This window comes from Alteriqipengyuania flavescens (assembly GCF_030406725.1).
GTDB lineage: Bacteria > Pseudomonadota > Alphaproteobacteria > Sphingomonadales > Sphingomonadaceae > Alteriqipengyuania_B > Alteriqipengyuania_B flavescens.
The window spans coordinates 2,681,288-2,703,073 of sequence record NZ_CP129107.1; the positions used below are offsets into that span (position 1 = coordinate 2,681,288).

Genomic DNA, 21,786 nt, shown 5'->3' on the forward strand with positions numbered 1-21,786 from the left:
CCCATGACGATTACGCGTATCCTGATCGCCAATCGCGGCGAGATCGCCCTGCGCATCCACCGTGCGGCGCACGAAATGGGGATCGAGACGGTCGCGGTGCATTCCACCGCCGATGCCGATGCCATGCACGTGCGGCTGGCCGACCACGCGGTGTGCATCGGCCCGCCGTCTGCCACCGACAGCTACCTCAACCAGGCCGCCATCATCTCCGCCGCCGAGATCAGCGGCTGCGACGCGATCCACCCCGGCTATGGCTTCCTGTCCGAAAACGCGAAATTCGCCGAGATCGTCGAGGCGCACGACATCCGCTGGATCGGCCCCAAGCCCGAACACATCGTCACGATGGGCGACAAGGTCGCGGCCAAGCAGACCGCCGGTGCGCTCGGCCTGCCGCTCGTCCCCGGCAGCGACGGCGCGGTGAGCGACTACGACGAGGCCCGCACGATCGCGGCCGAGATCGGCTATCCCGTGATCATCAAGGCCGCCAGCGGCGGCGGCGGGCGCGGCATGAAAGTGTGCGAGAGCGAGGACCAGCTGGAAAGCCTGATGAAACAGGCCGGCAGCGAGGCGAAGGCCGCATTCGGCGACGCCACGGTCTATATCGAGAAATATCTCGGCAACCCGCGCCACATCGAATTCCAGGTTTTCGGTGATGGCAAGGGCAACGCCATCCACCTCGGCGAACGCGACTGTTCGCTCCAGCGCCGCCACCAGAAAGTGCTGGAGGAAGCGCCCTCTCCCGTCCTGTCGGAAGAGGACCGGATGCGGATGGGCGAAACCTGCGCGCAGGCGATGCGCGACATGGCCTATCGCGGGGCAGGCACGATCGAATTCCTGTGGGAAAACGGCGAGTTCTACTTCATCGAGATGAACACGCGCCTGCAGGTCGAACACCCGGTGACCGAAGCGATCACCGGCCTCGACCTCGTGCGCGAGCAGATCCGTATCGCAGCCGGCAAGCCATTGTCGGTCACGCAGGACGAAGTCACCTTCACCGGCCACGCGATCGAATGCCGGATCAACGCCGAGGACCCATTCACCTTCGCGCCGAGCCCCGGCAAGGTCACTTACTACCACGCCGCTGGCGGCATGCATGTGCGCGTCGATAGCGGCCTGTACGCGGGCTATTCGATCCCACCCTATTACGACAGCATGATCGCAAAGCTGATCGTCTACGGTCGCAGTCGCGAGAAATGCATCATGCGCCTCAAGCGCGCGCTGGAGGAAATGGTGATCGAAGGGGTCAAAACCAACGTCCTCCTGCACCGCGAACTCCTGCAGCAGGACGACGTGCTCGCCGGCGACTACACGATCAAGTGGCTGGAAGGATGGCTAAAAGAGCGCGAGGGTTGATTACGCAAAAGTCGCGGTCAACGGTAGATTTTTTCGCCGGGAATTAGTGCGGTGCATGACAGCGCCATCTCGCGAATACTGACGGCGGGCGTCGACGCTGTGATTTCGCCGCGCATTTTGTTGACCATTGCAAAAGCCTCGCCTTCTTCGAGGTTTGCAGGGATCGCAAACGAGTTGGTATGTCAACCGATCCGCTCGAGTGCGTAGCGCATGATTAGCGGGTCGTCAGATGCCACACCGTCGCGGACGAGATAGGTGTAAGCGCTGATTGCCGCAGCACAGCGCAAGTGGTCCTGCCCCGTCATCCGGGCGAAATCCTCGGAGAGACCCCGCTTTTGCGCCAAAACCATCGGGTCGGTTTCGATGCCCTTGAGCCGTTGATCTGTCTTTTCATTGCCGTCAGCGACAAACGACGTGTTCCGTTTGGACCGGCTGTTTTCGGAATTGCTCTTCGCAGGTTCCTCCTGACCAGCCTCTTCGCTCTGAGGACTCGGCGTGTCCTGCCCGGAGCACGATGCAAGCAGCAAAGCCGCGCAAACCAGTCGGACCATCACTCCAGCGGGACGCCGGGTTCGTGCTTGCTGGTGCGGATCGTCAGGCTGGTCTTGACGCTCGAAACGTTCGGCGCGGGCGTCAGCTTGCCGGTCAGGAATTCCTGGAAGCTCTGCAAGTCGCGGCTGACGATCTTCAGGATGAAGTCGATCTCGCCGTTGAGCATGTGGCATTCGCGCACTTCGGGCAGGGTCTGGATGTGATCCTCGAATGCGCGCAGGTCGTCTTCCGCCTGGCTGCGCAGGCTGACCATGGCGAACACGGTGATGGCAAAGCCCAGCTTCGACGGGTCGAGGTCCGCGTGATAGCCGCGAATGATCCCCTGCTCTTCCAGCGCGCGCACGCGGCGCAGGCATGGCGGCGCGGTCAGGCCGACGCGCTGGGCCAGTTCCACATTCGTGATTCGCCCCTCGTCCTGCAATTCGGCCAGCAGGCGCTGGTCGATCTGGTCGAGATTGGCCATTGTCCGTCCCCCTCAGCGTTGCGCGACCCCAAGGGGTCGGAAAGCGAAACGGGCCCTCTCCCGCAGCTTCATGCTTCCCGCAGCCCCGCAACTATTACGAAAAATGCGGCGCACGACAACTTTATAACTATGCCGAGAAATGTCCCGCTTTGCAACGCATGCTGTTTGTCCACACCGGCGGCGCCCCCTCTCCTGCTACCTGTGCGTAATGCGGCCTAGTGTTCGCAGCCTTTTTTCGCTTGCCCGACGGAGCCTGAATGCAATTCGACGACCGCCTCGACACCGTATTGCGCAGCCGCGCGACCGGTGACCTGGCGCGCCGGACGCAATACCGCCAGCTCGTCGATCTCGTCGGCACCCCGCGCGAAGATCGCGCAGGCGCGCAAATGGAAGAGGCCTTCGCCCGGCTGGCCGAGCTGGAAACGCACATTCCCCCTGCCACACGGGCGGGCCTGCTGCGCGACGCGGCGCTCCGCATCGCCTCGCCCCGCCTCGCCGCTCGTCTCGCGGAACAGGAGCCTGCCGTCGCCGCTGCCGCGATGGCCCGCGCGACGTTGCGCGAAGGCGACTGGCTGGAGCTGATCCCGCAGCTGCCCATCGCCGCGCGCGGATACCTGCGCCACCGCGATGATTTGCCCAGCACTGCGGAAGCGCTGCTGCTCCGCCTAGGCGTGCTCGACCTCGTGCTCCCCCAGCCGGACATCGTCCCGCTACCCGGTGACGACGCGCAGGACGAACCGCTCGAGCTCGTGGACATCGCGCCCGCGACGCAAGACGATGCAACCGAGCCGGTCGAGACAGAGGAGCCTGTCGTCGAGAGCGAGATCGGTGCGCTGGTGCGGCGGATCGAAGCCTTCCAGAAGGCGCGTCGCCAGCCGGTCAGCGAAGCGGCCCCGCGCCTGCCGCTGAACGACGCTGCCCACGGCGAAGACGCGCCCGATGCGATCGATTTCGAATCCGACCCGTCGGGCACGATCACCTGGGCGGAGGCGGACCATGCGCCGATGCTGGTCGGCACGCGGCTGGGCGGCCCGATGATCGACGGTGCGATGACGCGACGCGTGCCGCTGGCAGGCATCCCCCTAACCCTAGACGGAGCGGCCGCCATCAAGGGCGATTGGCGCATCGATGCCGCACCGTATTTCCACCAGACGACCGGGGGCTTCGCGGGGTACTACGGCCGCCTGCGCCGCGAACCTGCCGAGGACGATGACCGCCCAGCAAACACTGCCGCCGACCGCATTCGCCAACTACTCCACGAATTGCGCACGCCGGTGAATGCCATCCAGGGCTTCGCCGAAGTGATTCAGCAGCAGGTCTTCGGACCCAGTCCCAACGAATACCGCGCGCTCGCCGCGAACATCGCCGGCGACGCGGCGCGCATCCTCGCCGGGTTCGAGGAATTGGACCGGCTCGCCCGGCTGGAGACCGGCGCGCTCGAGCTGGGCGACGACGAGAGCGACCTGGCTGCGATATTCGCCCGCACGGCCCAGCAGGTCGCGCCGTCGCTTGCCACCCGCAGCGCGCGCCTGTCTTACGAAGGCGACGCGCAAGGCGCACCAGTGGCCTATGGCCGCGACGACGCCGAACGAATTGCCTGGCGCCTTGTCGCGACGCTCGGTGCGGCAATGGCGCCGGGCGAAGCGGCCACGATGCAGCGCGTGGAAGACCCCAAGCGCTTTGTCCTCACCTGTGACCTGCCCGCCACGCTGGGCGACCGCGACGATGTTTTCGCCAGCGGACCAGGCGGCACTTCCGGCGCACTTTCCGCCGGCCTGTTCGGCACGGGTTTCGCCTTGCGCCTCGCCCGCGCGGAGGCCCGCGCCATCGGCGGCGATCTTGCCCGGATCGACGAGGCGCTGGTGCTCAGCGTGCCGCTCTTGACCGTAGCGGGTGCGGGGCATAGCGAAAAGGCGGAGAAGGCCGAGCGCGCCTGATCCGCCGGTGACAGGGGGTTGCCGGCGCTTCGGGGGACCTATGCAGCCGCTTGTCGATCCACCACCGCCGGGATCAGAGGCGCGTTTCGCCCACGGCTTCGGACCGCGTTTCATCCTGACCGTCGACACCGAAGAAGAATTCGACTGGTCGCAGCCTTTGCGCAGCGAAGGCCATTCACTTCGCCATGTCCCCCGCCTCGCCCGGTTCCAGCAATTTTGCGAAGGCGAGCAGGTCCGGCCGATCTATCTTGTCGACCATCCCGTCGCGACCTCGGTAGAGGCGACCGCAATCCTGCGCGATGCCGTCCGTGCGGGGCGCGCGGATATCGGCGTGCAGCTCCACCCCTGGGTGAGCCCACCCTTCGAAGAGGAAGTGAGCGAATACAACAGCTTTGCAGGCAACCTCCCCCGGGAGCTGGAGCAGGAGAAACTGTCGCGCCTGCGCGATGCCATCGCAGAAGCTTACGGCACCGATCCGCTGATTTATCGCGCCGGCCGGTATGGCATCGGCCCGAACACAGCCGCGCTGCTGGTAGAGGAAGGCATCGCGATCGACACGTCGGTGCGGCCGCTATTCGGCTATTCCGGAGCGGGCGGTCCGGCCTATCACGATCACCCGCTGGTACCGTATTGGGCGGATAGCGAGCAGCGATTGCTCGAATTGCCGCTGACCACGGTATTTTCCGGCATGTTCCGCAAACAGGGTCGCGCGATCTATCCGCGCCTGTGGCGGTGGCCCGAGCTGCGGGGCATCCTCGCCAGGCTGGGGCTGCTGGAACGGCTACCGCTGACGCCGGAGGGCGTGCCTCTGGCCGATGCTCTCAGCGCGATCGACATCGCGCTCGACGATGGCTTGCCCCTGCTCAATTTCTCGTTCCACAGCCCCAGCCTGGAACCCGGCCACACGCCGTACGTGCGGACCGAGCGGGACCTTGATGCCCTCTACGACTGGTGGCGCGGCGTGCTCGACCACTTGCGCATGCGCCAGGTGCGTGACGCCTCGGTCAGGGAAGTCATGGAGGCGGTCATCCGCCAGCCGGGATAGCGAAGGGCGCTTGCGCATTGCGCAGCCTGCGATTAGGCGGTCCACCGCAATGCTGCGCATCGGGCCTGTAGCTCAGTTGGTTAGAGCTGGCCGCTCATAACGGCTAGGTCGCGGGTTCGAGTCCTGCCGGGCCCACCACAGCTGCCTTGGCAGCCCATGCAGCGATGTTTGCCCACGTGGCACGAACGGTCGGGGAGTGGCGCAGCCTGGTAGCGCACCTGTTTTGGGTACAGGGGGTCGCAGGTTCAAATCCTGTCTCCCCGACCAGTTTTCGTGACGTAAAGCGGCTCAGGCAGCCGCAGGCGCCTTTTGGTTAAGTGGTCGTAAGGAGATTGGATAGCGGGCGAATTTTCTGGTCGTCCAGCCGGGAATAATCCGTGTGCGCGATCCGTTGCAGGATGGAATCACGCAGCATACGGGCTTCGCCGACAGGGACGCCGTGGATGTGCATGCGCCCGCCCGGCAGGCCGAAATGCACTTCGCAATAGCCGCGCAACCGCGCCAATGGCCCCTGTGCGATCTCGACCGATTGCAGGCGAACCTGCGGCGCGACGATATAATCCGGCGACAAGAACCCCGTGCGGATGAATAGCTGGCCTTCATTCGTTACGTGGCGGTAGCGGAGCGAAGCGAGGCCGTTGGCGATGGCGGCAATCGCGGTCACGCCGAGAAAGATGGCGGCGCCGACCAGCGGGCGGTCGAAAATCCACCAGCCGCCAGCGACGATTGCAGCAAAGGCAGACACCACTAGTGTTCTGTCGAGCCAGTAGCTGGGGCTCGGCTGCAGCCATTGGAGCCCGTCCATCGACAGGTCGATCCCGGCTTCTGCCGCAATGGGGTCGATTTCCTCCCGCGTCGCAAAAGGCGCAACGACGTGGTTTGCCGCGCCGCTATCCTGCGCGAGGCTGACGAACTTGAGCGAATGCCAGCCGAAGATACGCCGGATCACGCCGGTGCCGAGGCTCGCCGCCTGGACACGGTGGGCGGGCATCAGGACGTCAGTCCGGGTAAAAAGGCCGCGGCGGCGCCGGAAACCCTTCGCCGTGCGGGTCAGGCGAAAGTCCCACTCCCGCGCCGCCGTCCGCGCCAGCCCGGTGGCGAAGCCGACGAAGACGAGGGATACGAGGCCGGCGACGGCCCCCAGGACCTGCCCCATGCGGCCCAGGCTGGATATCCGGTCCGATCCTTGCCCGGCGATGTCGCGCCAGAGATCGAGATCCCAGATGTCGAAATCGACGAAGAATTCCAGTTGCTGGGCCAGACCGGCGAGCACCGCAAATACCACCAGCGAGAATTCGAACAGGCCGAAGGTGAAAATGCGCTTCGGACCCATGGCGAAGAGGAGTTCCCCCTCTTCCACCCGGGCGCGAGCCTCTTCAGCAACCTCGCCCTCGCCGCCGGCAGCCGCCTCGTCTTCCTCCTGCCTGCGCCGAACGAGTTCGCGAAGGCGCGCGCCTTCGCCTTCGGAAACATAGGCGAGATGCAATTCGTCCTTCCCGCCGGCGCCGGTTTCGAAGCGCACTTCGACGAGGCCGAAAAGGCGCGGGATCAGCTTCTGTTCGAGACTGACGTCCTGGATGCGCTCATATGGGACGGATCGTTTGGCCAGGCTGACGATCCCGCTTTCCACCCGGATGTCGGTTTCGCCGATGAAGTATTTGAGCCGGCTCCAGCGCAGCCATGTGGAGCCGACGGCGACGACCAGCACGGTCGCCGCAATCGCGGCAGTGACACCAACTGTCATGCCGAAATTCTGCGTGCCGATCACCACCGCGACAATCGGCAAAACCATCTGGCGCAGCATGTCGACTGCGCTCACGGCCATGCCCAAGGGCGACGTCCGGTGGCCCTCGCCGCCCGCTCGCATAGCGACTGCGCCTGTCTCCGGCTCCTCGCTCACAGCGTCTCGCGCTTGATATGCGCGCGGATTTCCTCACGCAGGCTTTCCGCTGTTTCGCGCCTTAGCCCTTCCAGCACCACCGACGCGTTGTGCGATCCCGCCGTGTGCACGACCAACTGCGACAAATCGTACAGGCGCTCCAGCGGGCCTTGCGTCACGTCGATATGCTGCACGCGGCCATAGGGGACCACCGTGTCGCTGCGGAACAGGAAGCCCTTCACCACCCGCAGGCGGTTGTCGTCATGGGCATAGCCCTTGTGGCTCCAGCGGCGCTGCGGGACGCGCCAGACGAAAATCGCGGCGAAAACAAGCCACGGGACCAGGAAGATACCGGTCGGCAATTCGTCCGCCGCGAATTCGCCGATGATGCCCGGCACCAGCAGCACGAGCGAGACGATGACAGCGCGGATACGCAGGACTTTCTTGTGGTCCGGGTGGACCGGCGTCAGCGCCTGATCGCCGACGAGCGCTTTCGGACCCTCATCGCTCATTCGGCGTCGCCCTTGATGCTGCCGGGCTCGTTGGCGAGGATAGCGATAACCTGCGCCCAGACGGCGACATTCTGGCGCAGCTGCACGGGATCGATCTTGTCGAACGTGTCGTCCGCCGTGTGGTGCAGGTCGAAATAGCGTGTGCCGTCCTGCTGGAGGTCGATGATCGCCGCGCCCTGATCGCGGACGATGTCGATGTCCGCACCGCCGGTGGCAACCGCATTACCGCCAGCCACCCCGAAGCGGGCGACGGAGGCGACGAGGCGCTTGTGCAACGCCGGATTGCTCGCCGCAAAATTGCTTTCGAAGCGCCAGATGCGGTCCGCACCGAAATCGCTTTCGAGCCCCACCGCAATCGTCTCGTCCAGATGCGCCTCGCTATAGGCCTTGCTGCCCCACAGGCCGGTTTCCTCGGCGCCCGCGAAGAGGACGCGGATGGTGCGTAGTGCCGGCCCGTCCTCGGTCGCGACCCTTGCCGCGGCCGCCACGATGCCGCAGCCCGCCGCATCGTCGATCGCCCCCGTACCAAGGTCCCAGCTGTCGAGGTGGCAGGCGACCAGCACCGGCGGCAACGCGGGGTCGCGCCCGACGATTTCGCCCACCACATTGCCGCTTTGCGTCCGGCCGAGCATCCGCGGGGTCATCACCAGCTTCATCGTGACCGGCCGGCCGGTCGCGAGCAGGCGTTCGAGATTATCCGCATCCGGATTGCTGAGCGCGCCCGCAGCCGTCGGCGTCACGCCTTCGGGCCATCCGGTCCCGCCCGTATGCGGGACGCGGTGGTTGTCCGTGCCGATGGATCGGATCACCGTGGCGACCGCGCCCTTCTGCGCCGCGAAGCCCGGCCCCACCCAGCGTGCGGGGCCAGCAAACCCATATCCCGAGCCATCCTGCGTCGGGCGCATATCGTGCGTCAGGAACACGATCTTGCCCGCCACAGCGCTGTCGGGCGCAGCCATCATCTCGCCGACGCTGGAAAAGCCGACGACTTCGGCTTCGATCCCTTCCGGCCCGGTCGATCCGCTGGTGCCGAGCGCGGTCACCGTCATTGTCTGCGCGAACTCGCCGGTGATCTGCGCCGTCTCCTCGCCCCGGACCCAAGTGTCCATCATGAAGGGCTCGTCCGCCACGTTGGCGAAGTCGTTCTCGCGCAGCCAGCGCATCGCCCACACGCGCCCGCGCGCCTCGTCCGGCGTGCCGGGCATCCGCGCGCCCACTTCGGTCGTGATGCCGCGGGTGAAATCGAGCGCGAGCTCGTCCCGCTCCAGCGCCACGTCGGCGGCGGGCAGCGTGTCGTCCTGCGCGGCGGCAGGCTGGGCGGACAGGGAAAGCGAAAGCGCGCCGAGCGCGGTCATGAGGTTTTTCATGCGCCGCTTGCTATCCCCGGTACGCCACCCTGTCCAGCGGGCCTGCGCCGCTGCGCCCAACAGGCTTGCCCGCATCGCCGCCTGCCCCTATCTGGCAGGCCAATCCAGCCAACCAGATTACCCGAACGAGGACCATCATGGCCGCCCAGTACGCCTATGTCATGAAGAGCATGACCAAGACCTTCCCCGGTGCCCCCAAGCCCGTGCTCAGCAATATCAACCTGCAGTTCTACCAGGGTGCCAAGATCGGCATCGTCGGCCCCAACGGCGCCGGCAAGTCCACCCTGATGAAGATCATGGCCGGCATCGATACCGAATTCCAGGGCGAAGCGTGGCCGGGCGAGAACATCACCGTCGGTTACCTGCCGCAGGAACCGCAGCTCGACGAGAGCAAGACGGTGCTCGAAAACGTCAAGGACGGCGCCCGCGACATCGCCGACAAGGTCGATCGCTTCAACGCCATCTCCGCCGAAATGGGCGATCCCACGGACGAGACCGACTTCGACGCCCTGATGGAAGAAATGGGCACGCTGCAGGAAGAGATCGACGCGGTCGACGGCTGGACGCTCGACAACCAGCTCGAAATCGCGATGGAGGCACTGCGCTGCCCGCCGTCCGATGCCGATGTCTCCAACCTGTCGGGCGGCGAGAAACGCCGCGTCGCCCTCACCCGCCTGCTGATCCAGAAGCCGGGCATCCTGCTGCTGGACGAGCCGACCAACCACCTCGACGCCGAAAGCGTCAACTGGCTTGAAAACCATCTCAAGGAATATGCCGGCGCCGTCCTGATGATCACCCACGATCGCTACTTCCTCGACAATGTCGTGGGCTGGATCCTGGAGCTCGATCGCGGCAGCTATTACCCGTACGAAGGCAACTACTCGACCTATCTCGACAAGAAGGCGAAACGCCTCGCGCAGGAAGAGCGCGAGGAAAGCGGCCGGCAGAAGGCCCTGTCGGAAGAGCTCGAATGGATTCGTCAGAACCCCAAGGGTCGTCAGACCAAGTCCAAGGCCCGCCTCAAGAAATTCGAGGCGCTGCAGGATGCGCAGGGCGACCGCAAGCCGGGCAAGGCGCAGATCGTCATCCAGGTGCCGGAACGCCTCGGCAGCCAGGTGATCGAGGCGAAGAACCTGACCAAGGCCTTCGGCGACAAGCTGCTCTTTGAAGACCTCAGCTTCACCCTGCCGCCGGGCGGCATTGTCGGCATCATTGGCCCCAATGGCGCCGGCAAGTCGACGCTGTTCAAGATCATCACGGGTCAGGAAGAGCCGGACAGCGGCAGCATCAAGATCGGCGACACGGTCCACCTGGGCTATGTCGACCAGAGCCGGGACGATCTGACTGCAAGCAACAACGTGTGGGAGGAAATCTCCGACGGGCTCGATTACATGAAGGTCAACGGCCACGACATGAGCACGCGTGCCTATGTCGGCGCGTTCAACTTCAAGGGCCAGGACCAGCAGAAGAACGTCGGCAAGCTGTCGGGCGGTGAGCGCAACCGCGTCCATATGGCCAAGATGCTGAAGCAGGGCGGCAACGTGCTGCTGCTGGACGAGCCGACCAACGACCTCGACGTGGAAACCCTGCGCGCGCTGGAAGAGGCGATCGAGAACTTCGCTGGCTGCGCCGTGGTCATCAGCCATGACCGCTTCTTCCTCGACCGGCTGGCGACCCACATCCTCGCCTTCGAGGGCGACAGCCATGTCGAATGGTTCGAAGGCAATTTCGAAGCCTACGAAGAAGACAAGCGCCGCCGCCTGGGCGACGCGGCCGACCGCCCGACGCGGTTGGCGTACAAGAAGCTGACGCGCTGATCGCAGCGGCAAGGGTTTCGGGCGGGCGCGGACTTTCCCGAAACCCCCCTCGCCATCGCCCGTTGGTGACGCAATGGCATTATCAAACAGACTTTCCGATCATCGCTGGGCCACGGCGGCTTTCATCCTCGTCTGTGCGGCGGGCTATCTTGCGCGGCAGGCGATCGGAAACGTTTATTCGGGAGCGCAGGCGACACAGTTGATCGAGGCGCTAAGCCGGGCGGGACTCTACCTCGGCTCCGCCATCGTCACCGCATCGATCACCACGCTTGCGCTGATGCTGACGCTGATCGGGATGATCCGGCGGATGGAGAAGGAATTCGACGCCGCGACCTATCGCAGCATCGACCTGATCGCGAAGCTCGCCACCGCATCGCTGATGATCGGGCTGATCGTGCTTCTCGCCTTTACCCTGCCGGTCGGCGAGTTCGAGGAAATGCCGCAAGGCTGGTTCATCCGCCTCTACGACGGTTTGTTTGCAGCCTGCGTCGTCATGGTCGGGCTGGTCGCCGCCACAGTGGCCGTGCTCTACAACACGGTGCGGCGAGTCATCGGCATCATCACTCCGGGCGACGACGTCTAAAAGCGCATTTCCTACCCTTCAATCGGTCGGTACGGAGGCGATCGGGTCAAGAAACCGCTTGTCTCGCCCCCATGGCTATTTTGTCAAGTTCTAGCCGGGTTGCTTGCTAAACGACTGGAAATATTGCGAAAATACGCTGGGTCAAAATTGACAGGGGTGTAAACTTCGTCAAGCTTGTATCGTCGCCGATCAGGGCGCGATCCATTGGCCGCCATCTGCTGTAAGCAAGGCGCGGCGGTGGCCGGTGTTGGCGAGGTGAAACCAGTCCATCGTGTTCACGTCGACCAGCAGGATGGCGAAATTCTCCCGCGCCGGGGCGAGTTCCCGTTCGCTCGGCTCTTCACCTTCCGCCCAGTCCGGCAGGCCGCTGGCCGGTTCGTCCGAGACTGCACCCGGCCCCTCTCCCAAATAGCAGCGGCGCGAAAAGTTGCTGCTTTCCTCCCACGCCCGGTCTGCCTTCGCGCTGTCCATTTCGATCCGCCCGGTGCCGTGCAGGCGAAGCTGGATCTTCGCTTCCCTGTCGTAGAAGACCACGCCCACTGGGGCGCCACTGCCGATAACGGCGCATTTCGGCGCGCGGGCATCCGTGTGGAAACGCAGGGTACCGCTGTCCGCATCCCAGCCGCGCAGGACCATGACCCGCGCATCGGCATCGGCGGTCGCCACCACCGGCGTGTGCATGGGCGACTTGCGGTCGGAAACTGCCTCTCCAAGCCTTTTGGCGATGTCCTCGCGGATGGCCTCGAAACTGTCGTACATCCGTGCCGCGTGACCGATTGCCCTGGTCTTGGCAAGGCCCGCGAGGTCGTTCACATAAATCACTTCCAACCTGAACGTTAAGATTACTGGTCAGTTCAGTGAACCGTCAGGGAAAGCCCGATACATCTTGCGACATCCAATCCATCGAGCCGCCCCTCTTGCTGTGCGGCCCTGTACAGGAGATGCCGCACATGCAGCTCGCCAATTTTTTGAAGTCCAGCGGTATGGCAGCGATTGCTGCCGCAATCGCATTCAGCGCGCCCCCAGTCTTGGCTGCCGAGGCCACAGCCTATGATGACGTCGCCATGGCAGAAGCCCGTCCGGGCGGCGGCGAACGGGTCGACCGGCAGGACCGACGCGCCGAACGCCGAAATGCGCGCCGTGCCCAGGAGCGTCGTGGCAACCGCTCCGAACGACGCGCCGAACGGCAAACCGAACGACCCGCGGAACGCCGCGCACCGCAACGGACGGAACGCCGCGCGCCCCAACGGGCCGAGCGTCGTGGGGAGCGTCGCGCCACCCCGATCCGCACCGAACGTAGGGCTGAACGCCGCACGGTTCGGCCCGCAGAAACGCGGACGCGTGACACCCGGTATGATCGGCGTGCAGAACGTCGCTACGACCGCCGTACGGAACGTCGGGCCGATCGTCGCGAGACGTATCGCGACGGTTATCGCGACGGTCGCCGTGCCGATACTCGCCGCGACCGCTACGAGCGCCGCGATGCCTATCGTGACGGTCGCCGCGCCGGTTACCGCGAAGCGCGCCGCGACTACCGTGACGGCCAGTACCAGCGCTGGAACAACCGCTGGCGGCAGGATCGCCGGTACAACTGGTACAACTATCGTCGTGCCAACCGCGACCGGTTCCGGATAGGGATCTATTACTCGCCCTACCGCGACTATCGCTATCGCCGCCTGAGCATCGGCTATTTCCTCGACAGCCTGTTCTTTTCGGATCGCTACTACATCAACGATCCGTGGCGCTATCGCCTGCCGCCGGTCTACGGCCCCTATCGCTGGGTCCGCTATTACGACGACGTCCTGCTGGTGAATATCTACACCGGCGAAGTGGTCGACGTGGAATACGACTTCTTCTGGTAAGCCGCGCTCCTCTCCGCCGGGATGGATCGCCCGGCGGATTTGCGGGAAGCCCTCGCCCCCCATCAGGGGGAGCGGGGGCTTCTTCGTATCGGGTCAGGCCTTGCCGAAGGGCAGCATGCGGGAAAGGCCGCCGCGCTTGTCGAAGAAAGTGTGCTTCAGCGCGCCGAGGATATGCAGGCCGATCAGCCAGATCATCAGTCCGCCGGCAGTACCGTGGATACCGAAGATCGTTTCTGCAAGGCCGCCGTTCCCACCCACGGGAAGAGGCGGAATGGTGAACAGGCCGAAGAAATCGATATCGCGCCCGGCCATCGAATTCGCGAGCCAGGCGCCGACGGGAAGGCCGATGAGCAGGACGTAGAAGATGACATGGGTCGTCTTGGCCAGGGCCTTTTCCCAGGCTGCCATTTCCGCCGGCATCGGCGGCGCCGGATGGCCGATCCGCCATGCCAGCCGCGCCAGCGTCAGCATCAGGATAGTTATACCGAGCGCCTTGTGATCGGCAAAAATGGCCATCCTTTCCGCCCGGTCGGCGGCATGGTGTGCATTTTCCGCCAGTCGCCAGTTCCAGATTACCGCGATGGCGATAACCCAGTGAAAGAACATCGCCCCGGCGGAATAGCGGCGCTGCACGTCGTCATCGATCATATCCGTCTCCCTGTAAGGGTCGTGTTTTCTTCCCTTGCGGGCGACGCTGCAAGCGCTATTTCCGCGTCCATGGCTGACAAGAAATTCCCCTTCCCCGACAAGATTCCCGACAAGGATGCCCTGCGCCGCATCGGCGAAAAGGTTCGCAAGCGGCTTGAAGAAGACGAAACCGTCTTCAAGTTCCCGACCGAGGCCGCGGAAATCTTTGCCGTCGGCAATTTCATCCGCCCGTCGGAATGCGACAACCTGATCCGCCAGATCGATGCCGTCGCCAAGCCCAGCCAGACCTACAAGTCCGATTATACCGATGCCTATCGCACCAGTTATTCGGGCAATGTTGATCCCAACAATCCGCTGGTGAAATCGATCAGCCGGCGGATCGACGACCTGCTGGGCCTCAATCCCGTCCAGGGGGAAGCGATCCAGGGCCAGCGCTATCTGCCCGGCCAGGAATTCAAGCCGCATTTCGACTGGTTCCACCCGACCGACGAAAGCTGCTGGCCGCTGGAACAAAAGCGCGGCGGGCAGCGCTGTTATACCGCCATGGCGTTCCTCAACGAGGTGGAGGAAGGCGGGCACACCGACTTCCAGCATGTCGGCTTCGGCGTGAAGCCGCAGCGCGGCACCCTGCTGATGTGGAACAACGCCCTGCCCGACGGCACGCCGAACGAGGATACAATGCATTCCGGAAGTCCCGTGGTGAAGGGCCAGAAATACGTCATCACCAAGTGGTACCGCGTCAGGAAGTGGGGCTGATCCTCACGCGCGGTTCAGCGCCTCGGCGATCAGACGGCGAGTGTTTTCGATCCCGTACAGCGCGATGAAGCTGCCCATGCGCGGTCCCTGGCTCGATCCCAGCAGCGTTTCGTAAAGCGCGCGGAACCAGTCTCGCAGGTTCTCCGCGCCCACTTCTTCGCTTTTGCCGATTTCATAGACCATGGTCTGCAGGTCCTCGGCAGTAGTGCCTCCATCGGCCGCGGCCAGCCTGCGATCGAGCTCCTGCAAGCCGTAGATCTCGCCGCCTATCGGCGCGCGCTTCTGCAGTGTCGGGGCCACGAAGTCGCGGTTGTACGCCAGCGCCCGGTCGATCAGCGCATTGAGCTGCGGATGCTGCTCCGCATCGGCATCGGGCACGTAGTTGGCGAGGTAGGACCACACCTGCTCCGCATCGGCTTCCGCGCCCAGCACGCCGATCAGGTTGAGCAGCAGTGCATAGGTCACCGGCAGGCTGTCGCCCGCGCCCGGCGCTTGCCGACCGGCCTGCGCGATGTTCGCGCGCAGCAGGTGCCACGCCGGATTGCCCAGCTGCTTGTCGAGGTCCTGCTCGGCCAGCCGCTCGCGGAAGGCCCAGTAATCGTCGACCGCGCGCGGGATCACTCCTGCGTGGAGCTGCTTGGCGCTCTTGGGATTGGGGAAGATGTAGAAGCCCAGGCTGTCGTCGCTGCCGTAGGCCAGCCATTCCTCGATTGTCAGGCCGTTGCCCTTGGACTTGGAGATCTTCTCGCCCTTCTCGTCCAGGAACAGCTCGTAGATCAGGCCTTCGGGCTTCCGCCCGCCCAGCACCTGCGCGATCTTGCCGGACTGCACGCCGGTGTCGGTCAGGTCCTTGCCATACATCTCGTAGTCGACGCCCAGCGCGACCCAGCGCATCGCGAAGTCGACCTTCCACTGCAGCTTGGCCATCCCGCCTAGCGCGCTCTGCTCGACCACGGTGCCGTCCTCGTCGGTGAAGCGGATGGTGCCGGCCTCGGCATCGACCACTTCCACCGGAACCTGCAGCACGTTGCCGCTGGCCGGGCTGATGGGCATGATCGGCGAGTAGGTCGCGGCGCGTTCGGCCCGCAGCGTCGGCAACATGATGTCGAGGATCGCCTGATTGTTGCGCAGTACCCCGCGCAAGGCATCGTCGAACTTGCCGGTGTTGTACATGTCGCTCGACGCGATGAACTCGTATTCGAAGCCGAACCGGTCAAGGAACTCGCGCAGCATCGCGTTGTTGTGCGCGGCGAAGCTCTCGTACTTGCCGAAGGGGTCGGGAATGCGGCTGAGCGGCTTGTGCAGGTGCTCTGCCAGCATGGCCTGGTTCGGCAGGTTCTCCGGCACCTTGCGGAAGCCGTCCATGTCGTCGCTGAAGGCGATTAGCCGCGTCGGCGCGCCGGTCAGCGCTTCGTAGGCGCGGCGCACGAAGGTGGTCCGCAGCACTTCCTGGAACGTGCCGATATGCGGGAGCCCGCTGGGCCCGTAGCCGGTTTCGAACAGCACTGGCGAGCCATCGGGCTTGGTGCCGCCGGGATAGCGTTTGGCCAGCCGCTGCGCCTCCTGGAACGGCCATGCCTTGGAGTTGCGGGCGGCGTCTTGCAGCGCGGTATCGGTCATGCGCGGCACATTGGCCAAGCGGCCCCGTGTTGCAAGTGCGAACTGTTGGATCGGCGTAGGAGCCGCGCCCGGCGCATCCTCATCGATGGAACACATGGAACACGGTCCTGGCGCAAATCCGCTGCGAGCCTGCGGGCGGTCGGCGAAGAGGAATGGAGGGAGGCGAAAGCGAAAGTCATGACGCAGGCCTTATCGCTGCAAATACGCGAGTAGGAAATTGCAGCCCCGGTAGATTGCCGCTATTCGCCTTTCTTTCGAAGCAGTAATCACCAGCCCACATGGCCGCCGTGATGTCCTTCATCGATTCGCATTCGGCGGTTATCGGCCTCGCCCTCCTCGTCGGCATATTCGTCGCGTTCTTCCTCGAACGCCGTCCGCCGGTGACCATAGCCGTGGCAGGGGCGGTCATCGTGCTGGCGCTGGGCTTCGTCGATCCCGACGCGATCCTGGGCGTATTCGGCAACAACGCGCCGGTGACCATCGGGGCGATGTTCGTGCTGAGCGGTGCCTTGCTTCGCACCGGCGCACTGGAGGAGATTTCGGGCTGGGTCATCCGCCGCACCCTGCGCAAGCCGCGGCTGGCGGTGGCGGAAGTCGGCGCGGGCACGCTCGCGGCCTCGGCCTTCATGAACAACACACCGGTGGTGATCGTGATGATCCCCATCCTGAAACGGCTGGCGCGCGTGCTGGGCACGGCATCCACGCGCCTGCTGATCCCGCTGTCCTATCTTTCGATCCTTGGCGGCACGATCACGCTGATCGGCACCTCCACCAACCTGCTGGTGGACGGTGTCGCGACCGAGGCGGGCCTTGCCCCCTTCGGCATCTTCGAGATTTCTCTGGTCGGCTTTGTCACCGCAGCCGCCGGTGTCGCGACGCTGGTCGTGCTCGGCCCGCTTCTGCTTCCCGACCGCCCCGGGCGGCAGGACGAAGCGATGGCGGAAAACGAAAGTTACCTCAGCCACCTGGTCGTGGCGGAGGACAGCCCGCTGGTCGGCCAGAAGCTGGGCGATACGCGCATGTCCCGCCGCCCGGGCGTACGCATCCTGGCCGTGCGGCAGGGCGGCGAACTTGAGCGGAGGAACCTGTCCGATATCGTGCTTGCCGCGGGCGACCAGCTGGTCATCGCCGCCAGTCCCACCGAAGTCGCCTCCTTTGCCGAAGGGCGCGATTTCCGCATCGGCCTGACCGGCGTGGGCGGCGGTATCGCGATGGCCAAGGAAAAGCGCTCGACCGATACGCGCCTAGTCACGGCGGTCATCACCCCGTCCCACCCGATGATCGGCAGCAGGCTGGCCGAAATCCCGATGCTGTCGCGCCTGAAGGTCCGTGTACTCGGCCTCGCCCGTCCGCGCCACCTCGCCGGGCCGGACCTTGCCAATGCCCGCGTGCGCGCCGGCGACCGCCTGCTGATCGCCACGGGTGACGATGCGGTCGTGACCCTGCAGCGCAACGTCGACCTGGCCGAAGTCGGCGATGCGCCCGTGCAGAGCTTCCGCCGCGCCCGCGCGCCTATCGCCATCGCCACGCTGGCCGCCGTGGTGCTGGGCGCGGCGATCTTCGACCTGCCCATTGTGGCGCTGGCCATCGCCGGGGTCGCGGTGGTCCTGCTGACCCGCTGCATCGAGCCCGAAGAGGCGTGGAGCGCGATCGACGGCAGCACGCTGGTGCTGATCTTCGCCATGCTCGCCTTCGGCATGGGGCTGGACGAGGCCGGCACCATCCAGCTGATCGTCGATACGTTGGAGCCGGTGCTGGCGGATGCTTCCCCATTGCTGCTGCTGGTGTTGATCTACGCACTCACCAGCACGCTGACCGAGATCGTCACCAACAACGCGGTCGCCGTCATCATGACCCCGCTCGTGATATCTCTCACGCAGGCGCTGGGGATCGATCCCCGCCCCTTCGTGGTCGCGGTGATGTTCGGCGCCAGCGCCAGTTTTGCGACGCCCATCGGTTACCAGACCAACACGCTGGTGTATGGCGCGGCGAATTATCGCTTCATGGATTTCGTGAAGATCGGCCTGCCGATGAATGTCATCGTCGGCCTCGCCACCTGCGCTGCGATCCACTTCTTTTTCTGAGCAATCGACGCGCGCCGCGCTTGGCAAGCGTTCCACCTTCGTTCTAAACCCTTGGGATGGCCGCCGCGCTTCCCCTCCCCGCCCTGCACGCCAGCCATGCGGGCACGTGGCTGCGCGCCGCCAATGGCGAGACGCGCGGTGTGGCGAAAGGCGAAGCGGTGACGCTGGCCGCCGACACGCCCGCCCTGATCCTCAACGCGCCGCTGGTGGCGACCCGGCTCGGCTATCCCGACCTGTCGGGGCTCGATCTGCTGGAGCTGTTCGCATTCGTCCGCCCCGCGCAGTTCTGCGTGCCGACCCCCAAGGGGCTGGCCCACGCGACCGGCTTGCCCGAACCGGCCAGCGACGATGCGGTGCCCGAACTGCTCCAGCGCGCCGCCGCGGTGTTGCTGGAACAATGCGAGGCGGCGGACTGGCCGCAGCGCGAAGGCGCGTGGAGCATCCTGCAATCGCTGGCCAAGCTGCGCTGGCCGTGGGCGGCGATCATCGCCCCGCACATCGCGCGGCCGGAGCGGGCGGAGAAGTGGCTCTTCAGCCGCCTGCCCGAATGGGAGGAAAGCCCCGAACGGCCGCAGCCCGCGCAGGTGCTGATCGAGGAAAACGAAATCGAAGGGCGGCTGGAACGGCTGACCGGAGAAGGCGCGGAACGGCGGGAGGGGCAGCGTAGTTACGCCCGCGAAACCGGGGGCATGTTCGCGCCACGGGGCAAGGAACGCCGCCCGCACGTGGTGCTGGCGCAGGCGGGCACGGGCGTCGGCAAGACGCTCGGTTATCTCGCCCCCGCATCGCTGTGGGCGGAACGCGCGCAAGGCACCGTCTGGGTCAGCACCTACACCAAGAACCTGCAACGCCAGCTGCGGCAGGAAGCCCGCCGTGCGTGGGGCGAGACGCGGCCCGACGGCAGCAAGCCCGTGGTGGTGCGCAAGGGACGGGAAAACTACCTCTGCCTGCTCAATCTGGAAGATGCGCTGCAGGGCGGCTTCGGCGGGCGTGCGGCGATCCTGGCGCAGCTGGTGGCGCGCTGGGCGGTCTTCAGCGCCGATGGCGACATGATCGGCGGGGACTTGCCCGGCTGGCTCGGCACGCTGTTCCGCAAACGCGGCATCGCCGCCCTGACGGACCAGCGCGGCGAATGTGTCTATGCCGGCTGCCCGCATTACCGCAAATGCTTCATCGAACGCAGCGCGCGGGCGAGCGCGCAGGCCGATCTCGTCATCGCCAACCACGCGCTGGTGATGATCAATGCGGCGAGAGGGCGCGACCATGCACTGCGCCCCACCCGCATCGTGTTCGACGAAGGCCATCACGTCTTCGACGCCGCCGACAGCACCTTTGCCGCCGCGCTGACGGGGCAGGAGCTGATCGAACTGCGCCGCTGGGTGATCGGCCCGGAACGCAATTCGCGCGGGCGGCGGCGCGGGCTCGCGGCGCGGCTAGCCGATATTGCGAGCTATGACGAGGAAGGCGGCAAGGCGATCGCCGCCGCGCGCGACGGGGCGGAGGCCCTGCCGTCGGAAGGGTGGACGCAGCGGCTGGCGGACAATGCGCCGTCCGGGCCGCTGGAGGCGCTGCTCGCCGCCGTGCGCGCCCTCACCTACGCGCGCGATGAAAGCGGGGCGCAGGACGCGGGCTACGGGATCGAGACCGAGGCCGCGCAGCTGGACGGCAATTTCATCGAGCTTGTCGGACAGGCCGCCGCCGCGCTCGCCGCCATCCGCAAGCCGCTGATCCGGCTGGGCGTGCGGCTGGAAAAGCTGCTGGAAGAAGCGCCCGACTGGCTCGATGCACAGGGGCGCCAGCGGCTCGACGGGGCGCGCCATGCGATGGCGTGGCGGATCGACCTGCTCGCCGCGTGGGAGGCACTGCTCGACCGGCTGGGCGGCCCGGCCGATCCGGAATTCGTCGACTGGCTGGCCGTCGACCGCAACGAAAGCCGCGAGTTCGACATCGGCATCCACCGCCGCTGGCTCGACCCGATGAAGCCCTTCGCCCGCGTCGTGCTGGAGCCTTCCCACGGGGTCACCATGACCAGCGCCACTCTGCGCGACGGGGACGACTGGCAAAGCGCGATCCTGCGCAGCGGTGCGCCGCATATCGAAGTGAAGCCGCGGCTGGTGCAGGCGGACAGCCCGTTCGACTATGCCGCGCAGGCCGAAGTGCTGATCGTGACCGACGTGAAGAAGGGCGACCTTGCCGCGCTGGCGGGCGCTTATGCGCGCATCATCGAAGGTTGCGGTGGCGGCGTGCTGGGCCTGTTCACCGCGATCCGGCGGATGCGCGCGGTGCATGGCCGCATCGCGGACCGGCTCGCCCGGGCGGGCCTGCCGCTCTACGCCCAGCATGTCGATCCCATCGACACCGGCACGCTGGTCGACATCTTCCGTGACGATCCCGCCGCCAGTCTGCTCGGCACCGATGCCCTGCGCGACGGGGTGGACGTGCCGGGCGAAAGCCTGCGCTGCGTGGTGATGGAGCAGGTTCCGTGGCCCAAGCCGTCCATCCTCCACCGCGCCCGGCGCGCCGCGAACGGGGGCAGCGCGCACGACGACCGCATCATCCGCGCCCGGCTGGCGCAGGCCTTCGGACGGCTGATTCGCAGCCGCGAGGACCGCGGCCATTTCGTCGTCCTCTCGCCCGCCTTCCCCAGCCGCCTGCTGACCGCCTTCCCCCCCGGCACGCCTGTCACACGCCTGACGCTTGCGGAAGCTTTACAACGCCTCGGCAGCGGTGTTTCGGAAAGCGAGCCCGCCGTTACGGAAAGTCAGGACACGTGAAGACACTCGGCCTCTTGCGCCATGCGAAATCGGACTGGGACGACAGCGCCCTGCGCGATTTCGACCGCGGCCTGAACGATCGCGGGCGGCGCGGTGCGGCGCTGATGGGCGCGCATATCGTGGACGAGGGTACGGCGTGGGACACGCTGATCGCCAGCCCGGCCGAGCGCGTCCAGCGCACGCTCGAAAGCGCGAAGCTGGGACTGGAGCCGCAGTTCGACAAGCGCTGCTACCTCGCTTCGTCCACCACTCTGATGGAGGTCGTGCGCGACCTTGCCGGCGATGCCGACCGCGTGCTGCTGTCAGGCCACAATCCCGGCATACAGGAACTCGTCTTCGACATCGTCGCGCCGGACGCGGAAGATGCACTGTTTGACGAGGCGGCGCGCAAGTTTCCCACCGCCTCCTTTGCCATTCTGGAATGCGATATCGACGACTGGGCGGACCTGGCCGACGATTGCGGCAAGCTGGTGCACTTCACCCGCCCGCGCGACCTCGATCCCGACCTCGGCCCCGCAGACTGACCTAGGCCGC

At 65.7% G+C, this 21,786-nt stretch carries 18 protein-coding genes and 2 tRNA genes; 12 read left to right on the forward strand and 8 right to left on the reverse strand.

Going from position 1 to position 21,786, the window contains the following annotated elements:
• The first annotated feature begins 3 nt into the window (after window positions 1-3).
• Window positions 4-1,353, forward strand: a complete 1,350-nt coding sequence (accC, locus tag QQW98_RS13700; RefSeq protein WP_290135476.1) for an acetyl-CoA carboxylase biotin carboxylase subunit — start codon at window positions 4-6, stop codon at window positions 1,351-1,353.
• A gap of 182 nt (window positions 1,354-1,535) precedes the next feature.
• Here the strand turns inward: accC and QQW98_RS13705 are convergent, their stop codons facing one another.
• Window positions 1,536-1,904 (reverse strand): hypothetical protein, encoded by a 369-nt coding sequence (locus tag QQW98_RS13705; protein WP_290135477.1) that lies wholly within the window; start codon window positions 1,902-1,904, stop codon window positions 1,536-1,538.
• On the reverse strand, window positions 1,904-2,368 hold the full coding sequence (locus QQW98_RS13710; RefSeq protein WP_290135478.1) for an Lrp/AsnC family transcriptional regulator: 465 nt from the start codon (window positions 2,366-2,368) through the stop codon (window positions 1,904-1,906). The genes QQW98_RS13705 and QQW98_RS13710 overlap by 1 nt, the downstream gene beginning before the upstream one ends.
• A 257-nt stretch (window positions 2,369-2,625) precedes the next feature.
• Here QQW98_RS13710 and QQW98_RS13715 point away from each other — a divergent pair, with 257 nt between their 5' ends.
• The 4 genes from QQW98_RS13715 to QQW98_RS13730 all read left to right on the forward strand — a co-directional run bounded on the left by QQW98_RS13715 (window position 2,626) and on the right by QQW98_RS13730 (window position 5,617).
• Entirely contained in the window at window positions 2,626-4,305 is a 1,680-nt protein-coding gene (locus QQW98_RS13715; protein WP_290135479.1) for a histidine kinase dimerization/phospho-acceptor domain-containing protein, read from the forward strand.
• A gap of 40 nt (window positions 4,306-4,345) precedes the next feature.
• A complete protein-coding gene (locus QQW98_RS13720; RefSeq protein WP_290135480.1) occupies window positions 4,346-5,350 on the forward strand; it encodes a polysaccharide deacetylase family protein in 1,005 nt (334 codons plus the stop codon).
• A 61-nt stretch (window positions 5,351-5,411) separates the two neighbouring features.
• Window positions 5,412-5,488: transfer RNA gene (locus QQW98_RS13725), tRNA-Ile, on the forward strand.
• A 52-nt stretch (window positions 5,489-5,540) separates the two neighbouring features.
• Window positions 5,541-5,617 (forward strand) — tRNA-Pro (locus QQW98_RS13730).
• 46 nt (window positions 5,618-5,663) lie between these two features.
• Here the strand turns inward: QQW98_RS13730 and QQW98_RS13735 are convergent.
• The 3 genes from QQW98_RS13735 to QQW98_RS13745 all read right to left on the reverse strand — a co-directional run bounded on the left by QQW98_RS13735 (window position 5,664) and on the right by QQW98_RS13745 (window position 9,108).
• Window positions 5,664-7,175, reverse strand: coding sequence for a PH domain-containing protein (locus QQW98_RS13735; protein ID WP_290135481.1), 1,512 nt, complete (start codon window positions 7,173-7,175; stop codon window positions 5,664-5,666).
• A gap of 71 nt (window positions 7,176-7,246) precedes the next feature.
• Window positions 7,247-7,741, reverse strand: coding sequence for a PH domain-containing protein (locus QQW98_RS13740; RefSeq protein WP_290135482.1), 495 nt, complete (start codon window positions 7,739-7,741; stop codon window positions 7,247-7,249).
• The gene (locus QQW98_RS13745; protein ID WP_290135483.1) at window positions 7,738-9,108 is read right to left on the reverse strand and encodes a M28 family peptidase; all 1,371 of its coding nucleotides are present in this window, start codon (window positions 9,106-9,108) and stop codon (window positions 7,738-7,740) included. Before QQW98_RS13745 ends, QQW98_RS13740 begins: the two co-directional genes overlap by 4 nt.
• 137 nt (window positions 9,109-9,245) lie before the next feature.
• Here QQW98_RS13745 and ettA point away from each other — a divergent pair, with 137 nt between their 5' ends.
• Both ettA and QQW98_RS13755 read left to right on the forward strand, forming a co-directional pair.
• Window positions 9,246-10,925, forward strand: coding sequence for an energy-dependent translational throttle protein EttA (ettA, locus tag QQW98_RS13750; protein ID WP_290135484.1), 1,680 nt, complete (start codon window positions 9,246-9,248; stop codon window positions 10,923-10,925).
• Window positions 10,926-10,998: 73 nt separating this feature from the next.
• Window positions 10,999-11,508, forward strand: a complete 510-nt coding sequence (locus tag QQW98_RS13755; RefSeq protein WP_290135485.1) for a hypothetical protein — start codon at window positions 10,999-11,001, stop codon at window positions 11,506-11,508.
• Window positions 11,509-11,697: 189 nt separating this feature from the next.
• Here QQW98_RS13755 and QQW98_RS13760 read toward each other — a convergent pair whose 3' ends face one another.
• A complete protein-coding gene (locus QQW98_RS13760) occupies window positions 11,698-12,321 on the reverse strand; it encodes a pyridoxamine 5'-phosphate oxidase family protein (protein ID WP_290135486.1) in 624 nt (207 codons plus the stop codon).
• A 251-nt stretch (window positions 12,322-12,572) separates the two neighbouring features.
• Here QQW98_RS13760 and QQW98_RS13765 point away from each other — a divergent pair, with 251 nt between their 5' ends.
• Window positions 12,573-13,370, forward strand: a complete 798-nt coding sequence (locus QQW98_RS13765; protein WP_290135487.1) for an RcnB family protein — start codon at window positions 12,573-12,575, stop codon at window positions 13,368-13,370.
• A gap of 93 nt (window positions 13,371-13,463) precedes the next feature.
• On the opposite strand, the gene QQW98_RS13770 is transcribed toward QQW98_RS13765, so the two are convergent.
• Entirely contained in the window at window positions 13,464-14,018 is a 555-nt protein-coding gene (locus QQW98_RS13770) for a cytochrome b (RefSeq protein ID WP_290135488.1), read from the reverse strand.
• A 69-nt stretch (window positions 14,019-14,087) separates the two neighbouring features.
• Here QQW98_RS13770 and QQW98_RS13775 point away from each other — a divergent pair, with 69 nt between their 5' ends.
• Complete coding sequence (locus QQW98_RS13775; protein WP_290135489.1) at window positions 14,088-14,774, forward strand: prolyl hydroxylase family protein; 687 nt, start codon at window positions 14,088-14,090, stop codon at window positions 14,772-14,774.
• 3 nt (window positions 14,775-14,777) lie between these two features.
• Here the strand turns inward: QQW98_RS13775 and QQW98_RS13780 are convergent, their stop codons facing one another.
• A complete protein-coding gene (locus tag QQW98_RS13780; protein WP_290135490.1) occupies window positions 14,778-16,394 on the reverse strand; it encodes a lysine--tRNA ligase in 1,617 nt (538 codons plus the stop codon).
• A gap of 290 nt (window positions 16,395-16,684) precedes the next feature.
• Between QQW98_RS13780 and QQW98_RS13785 the strand changes: the two genes are divergently transcribed.
• Genes QQW98_RS13785 through QQW98_RS13795 form a run of 3 tightly spaced genes read left to right on the forward strand, consistent with a single transcriptional unit; the run spans window position 16,685 to window position 21,776 of the window.
• The gene (locus QQW98_RS13785) at window positions 16,685-18,478 is read left to right on the forward strand and encodes an SLC13 family permease (protein WP_290135491.1); all 1,794 of its coding nucleotides are present in this window, start codon (window positions 16,685-16,687) and stop codon (window positions 18,476-18,478) included.
• A 56-nt stretch (window positions 18,479-18,534) separates the two neighbouring features.
• Window positions 18,535-21,252 (forward strand): ATP-dependent DNA helicase, encoded by a 2,718-nt coding sequence (locus tag QQW98_RS13790; protein WP_290135492.1) that lies wholly within the window; start codon window positions 18,535-18,537, stop codon window positions 21,250-21,252.
• On the forward strand, window positions 21,249-21,776 hold the full coding sequence (locus QQW98_RS13795) for a SixA phosphatase family protein (protein WP_290135493.1): 528 nt from the start codon (window positions 21,249-21,251) through the stop codon (window positions 21,774-21,776). Before QQW98_RS13790 ends, QQW98_RS13795 begins: the two co-directional genes overlap by 4 nt.
• The last annotated feature ends 10 nt before the right edge of the window (window positions 21,777-21,786 follow it).

Bases quoted from the DNA above. Each gene is read 5' to 3' on its own strand.
- QQW98_RS13745 (WP_290135483.1), bottom strand. From the start codon at position 9,108: ATGAAAAACCTCATGACCGCGCTCGGCGCGCTTTCGCTTTCCCTGTCC.
- QQW98_RS13710 (WP_290135478.1), bottom strand. From the start codon at position 2,368: ATGGCCAATCTCGACCAGATCGACCAGCGCCTGCTGGCCGAATTGCAG.
- QQW98_RS13775 (WP_290135489.1), top strand. From the start codon at position 14,088: ATGGCTGACAAGAAATTCCCCTTCCCCGACAAGATTCCCGACAAGGAT.
- QQW98_RS13770 (WP_290135488.1), bottom strand. From the start codon at position 14,018: ATGATCGATGACGACGTGCAGCGCCGCTATTCCGCCGGGGCGATGTTC.
- QQW98_RS13715 (WP_290135479.1), top strand. From the start codon at position 2,626: ATGCAATTCGACGACCGCCTCGACACCGTATTGCGCAGCCGCGCGACC.
- QQW98_RS13705 (WP_290135477.1), bottom strand. From the start codon at position 1,904: ATGGTCCGACTGGTTTGCGCGGCTTTGCTGCTTGCATCGTGCTCCGGG.
- QQW98_RS13735 (WP_290135481.1), bottom strand. From the start codon at position 7,175: ATGGCCGTGAGCGCAGTCGACATGCTGCGCCAGATGGTTTTGCCGATT.
- accC (WP_290135476.1), top strand. From the start codon at position 4: ATGACGATTACGCGTATCCTGATCGCCAATCGCGGCGAGATCGCCCTG.
- QQW98_RS13740 (WP_290135482.1), bottom strand. From the start codon at position 7,741: ATGAGCGATGAGGGTCCGAAAGCGCTCGTCGGCGATCAGGCGCTGACG.
- QQW98_RS13755 (WP_290135485.1), top strand. From the start codon at position 10,999: ATGGCATTATCAAACAGACTTTCCGATCATCGCTGGGCCACGGCGGCT.
- QQW98_RS13720 (WP_290135480.1), top strand. From the start codon at position 4,346: ATGCAGCCGCTTGTCGATCCACCACCGCCGGGATCAGAGGCGCGTTTC.
- ettA (WP_290135484.1), top strand. From the start codon at position 9,246: ATGGCCGCCCAGTACGCCTATGTCATGAAGAGCATGACCAAGACCTTC.
- QQW98_RS13785 (WP_290135491.1), top strand. From the start codon at position 16,685: ATGTCCTTCATCGATTCGCATTCGGCGGTTATCGGCCTCGCCCTCCTC.
- QQW98_RS13790 (WP_290135492.1), top strand. From the start codon at position 18,535: ATGGCCGCCGCGCTTCCCCTCCCCGCCCTGCACGCCAGCCATGCGGGC.
- QQW98_RS13780 (WP_290135490.1), bottom strand. From the start codon at position 16,394: ATGACCGATACCGCGCTGCAAGACGCCGCCCGCAACTCCAAGGCATGG.
- QQW98_RS13765 (WP_290135487.1), top strand. From the start codon at position 12,573: ATGGCAGAAGCCCGTCCGGGCGGCGGCGAACGGGTCGACCGGCAGGAC.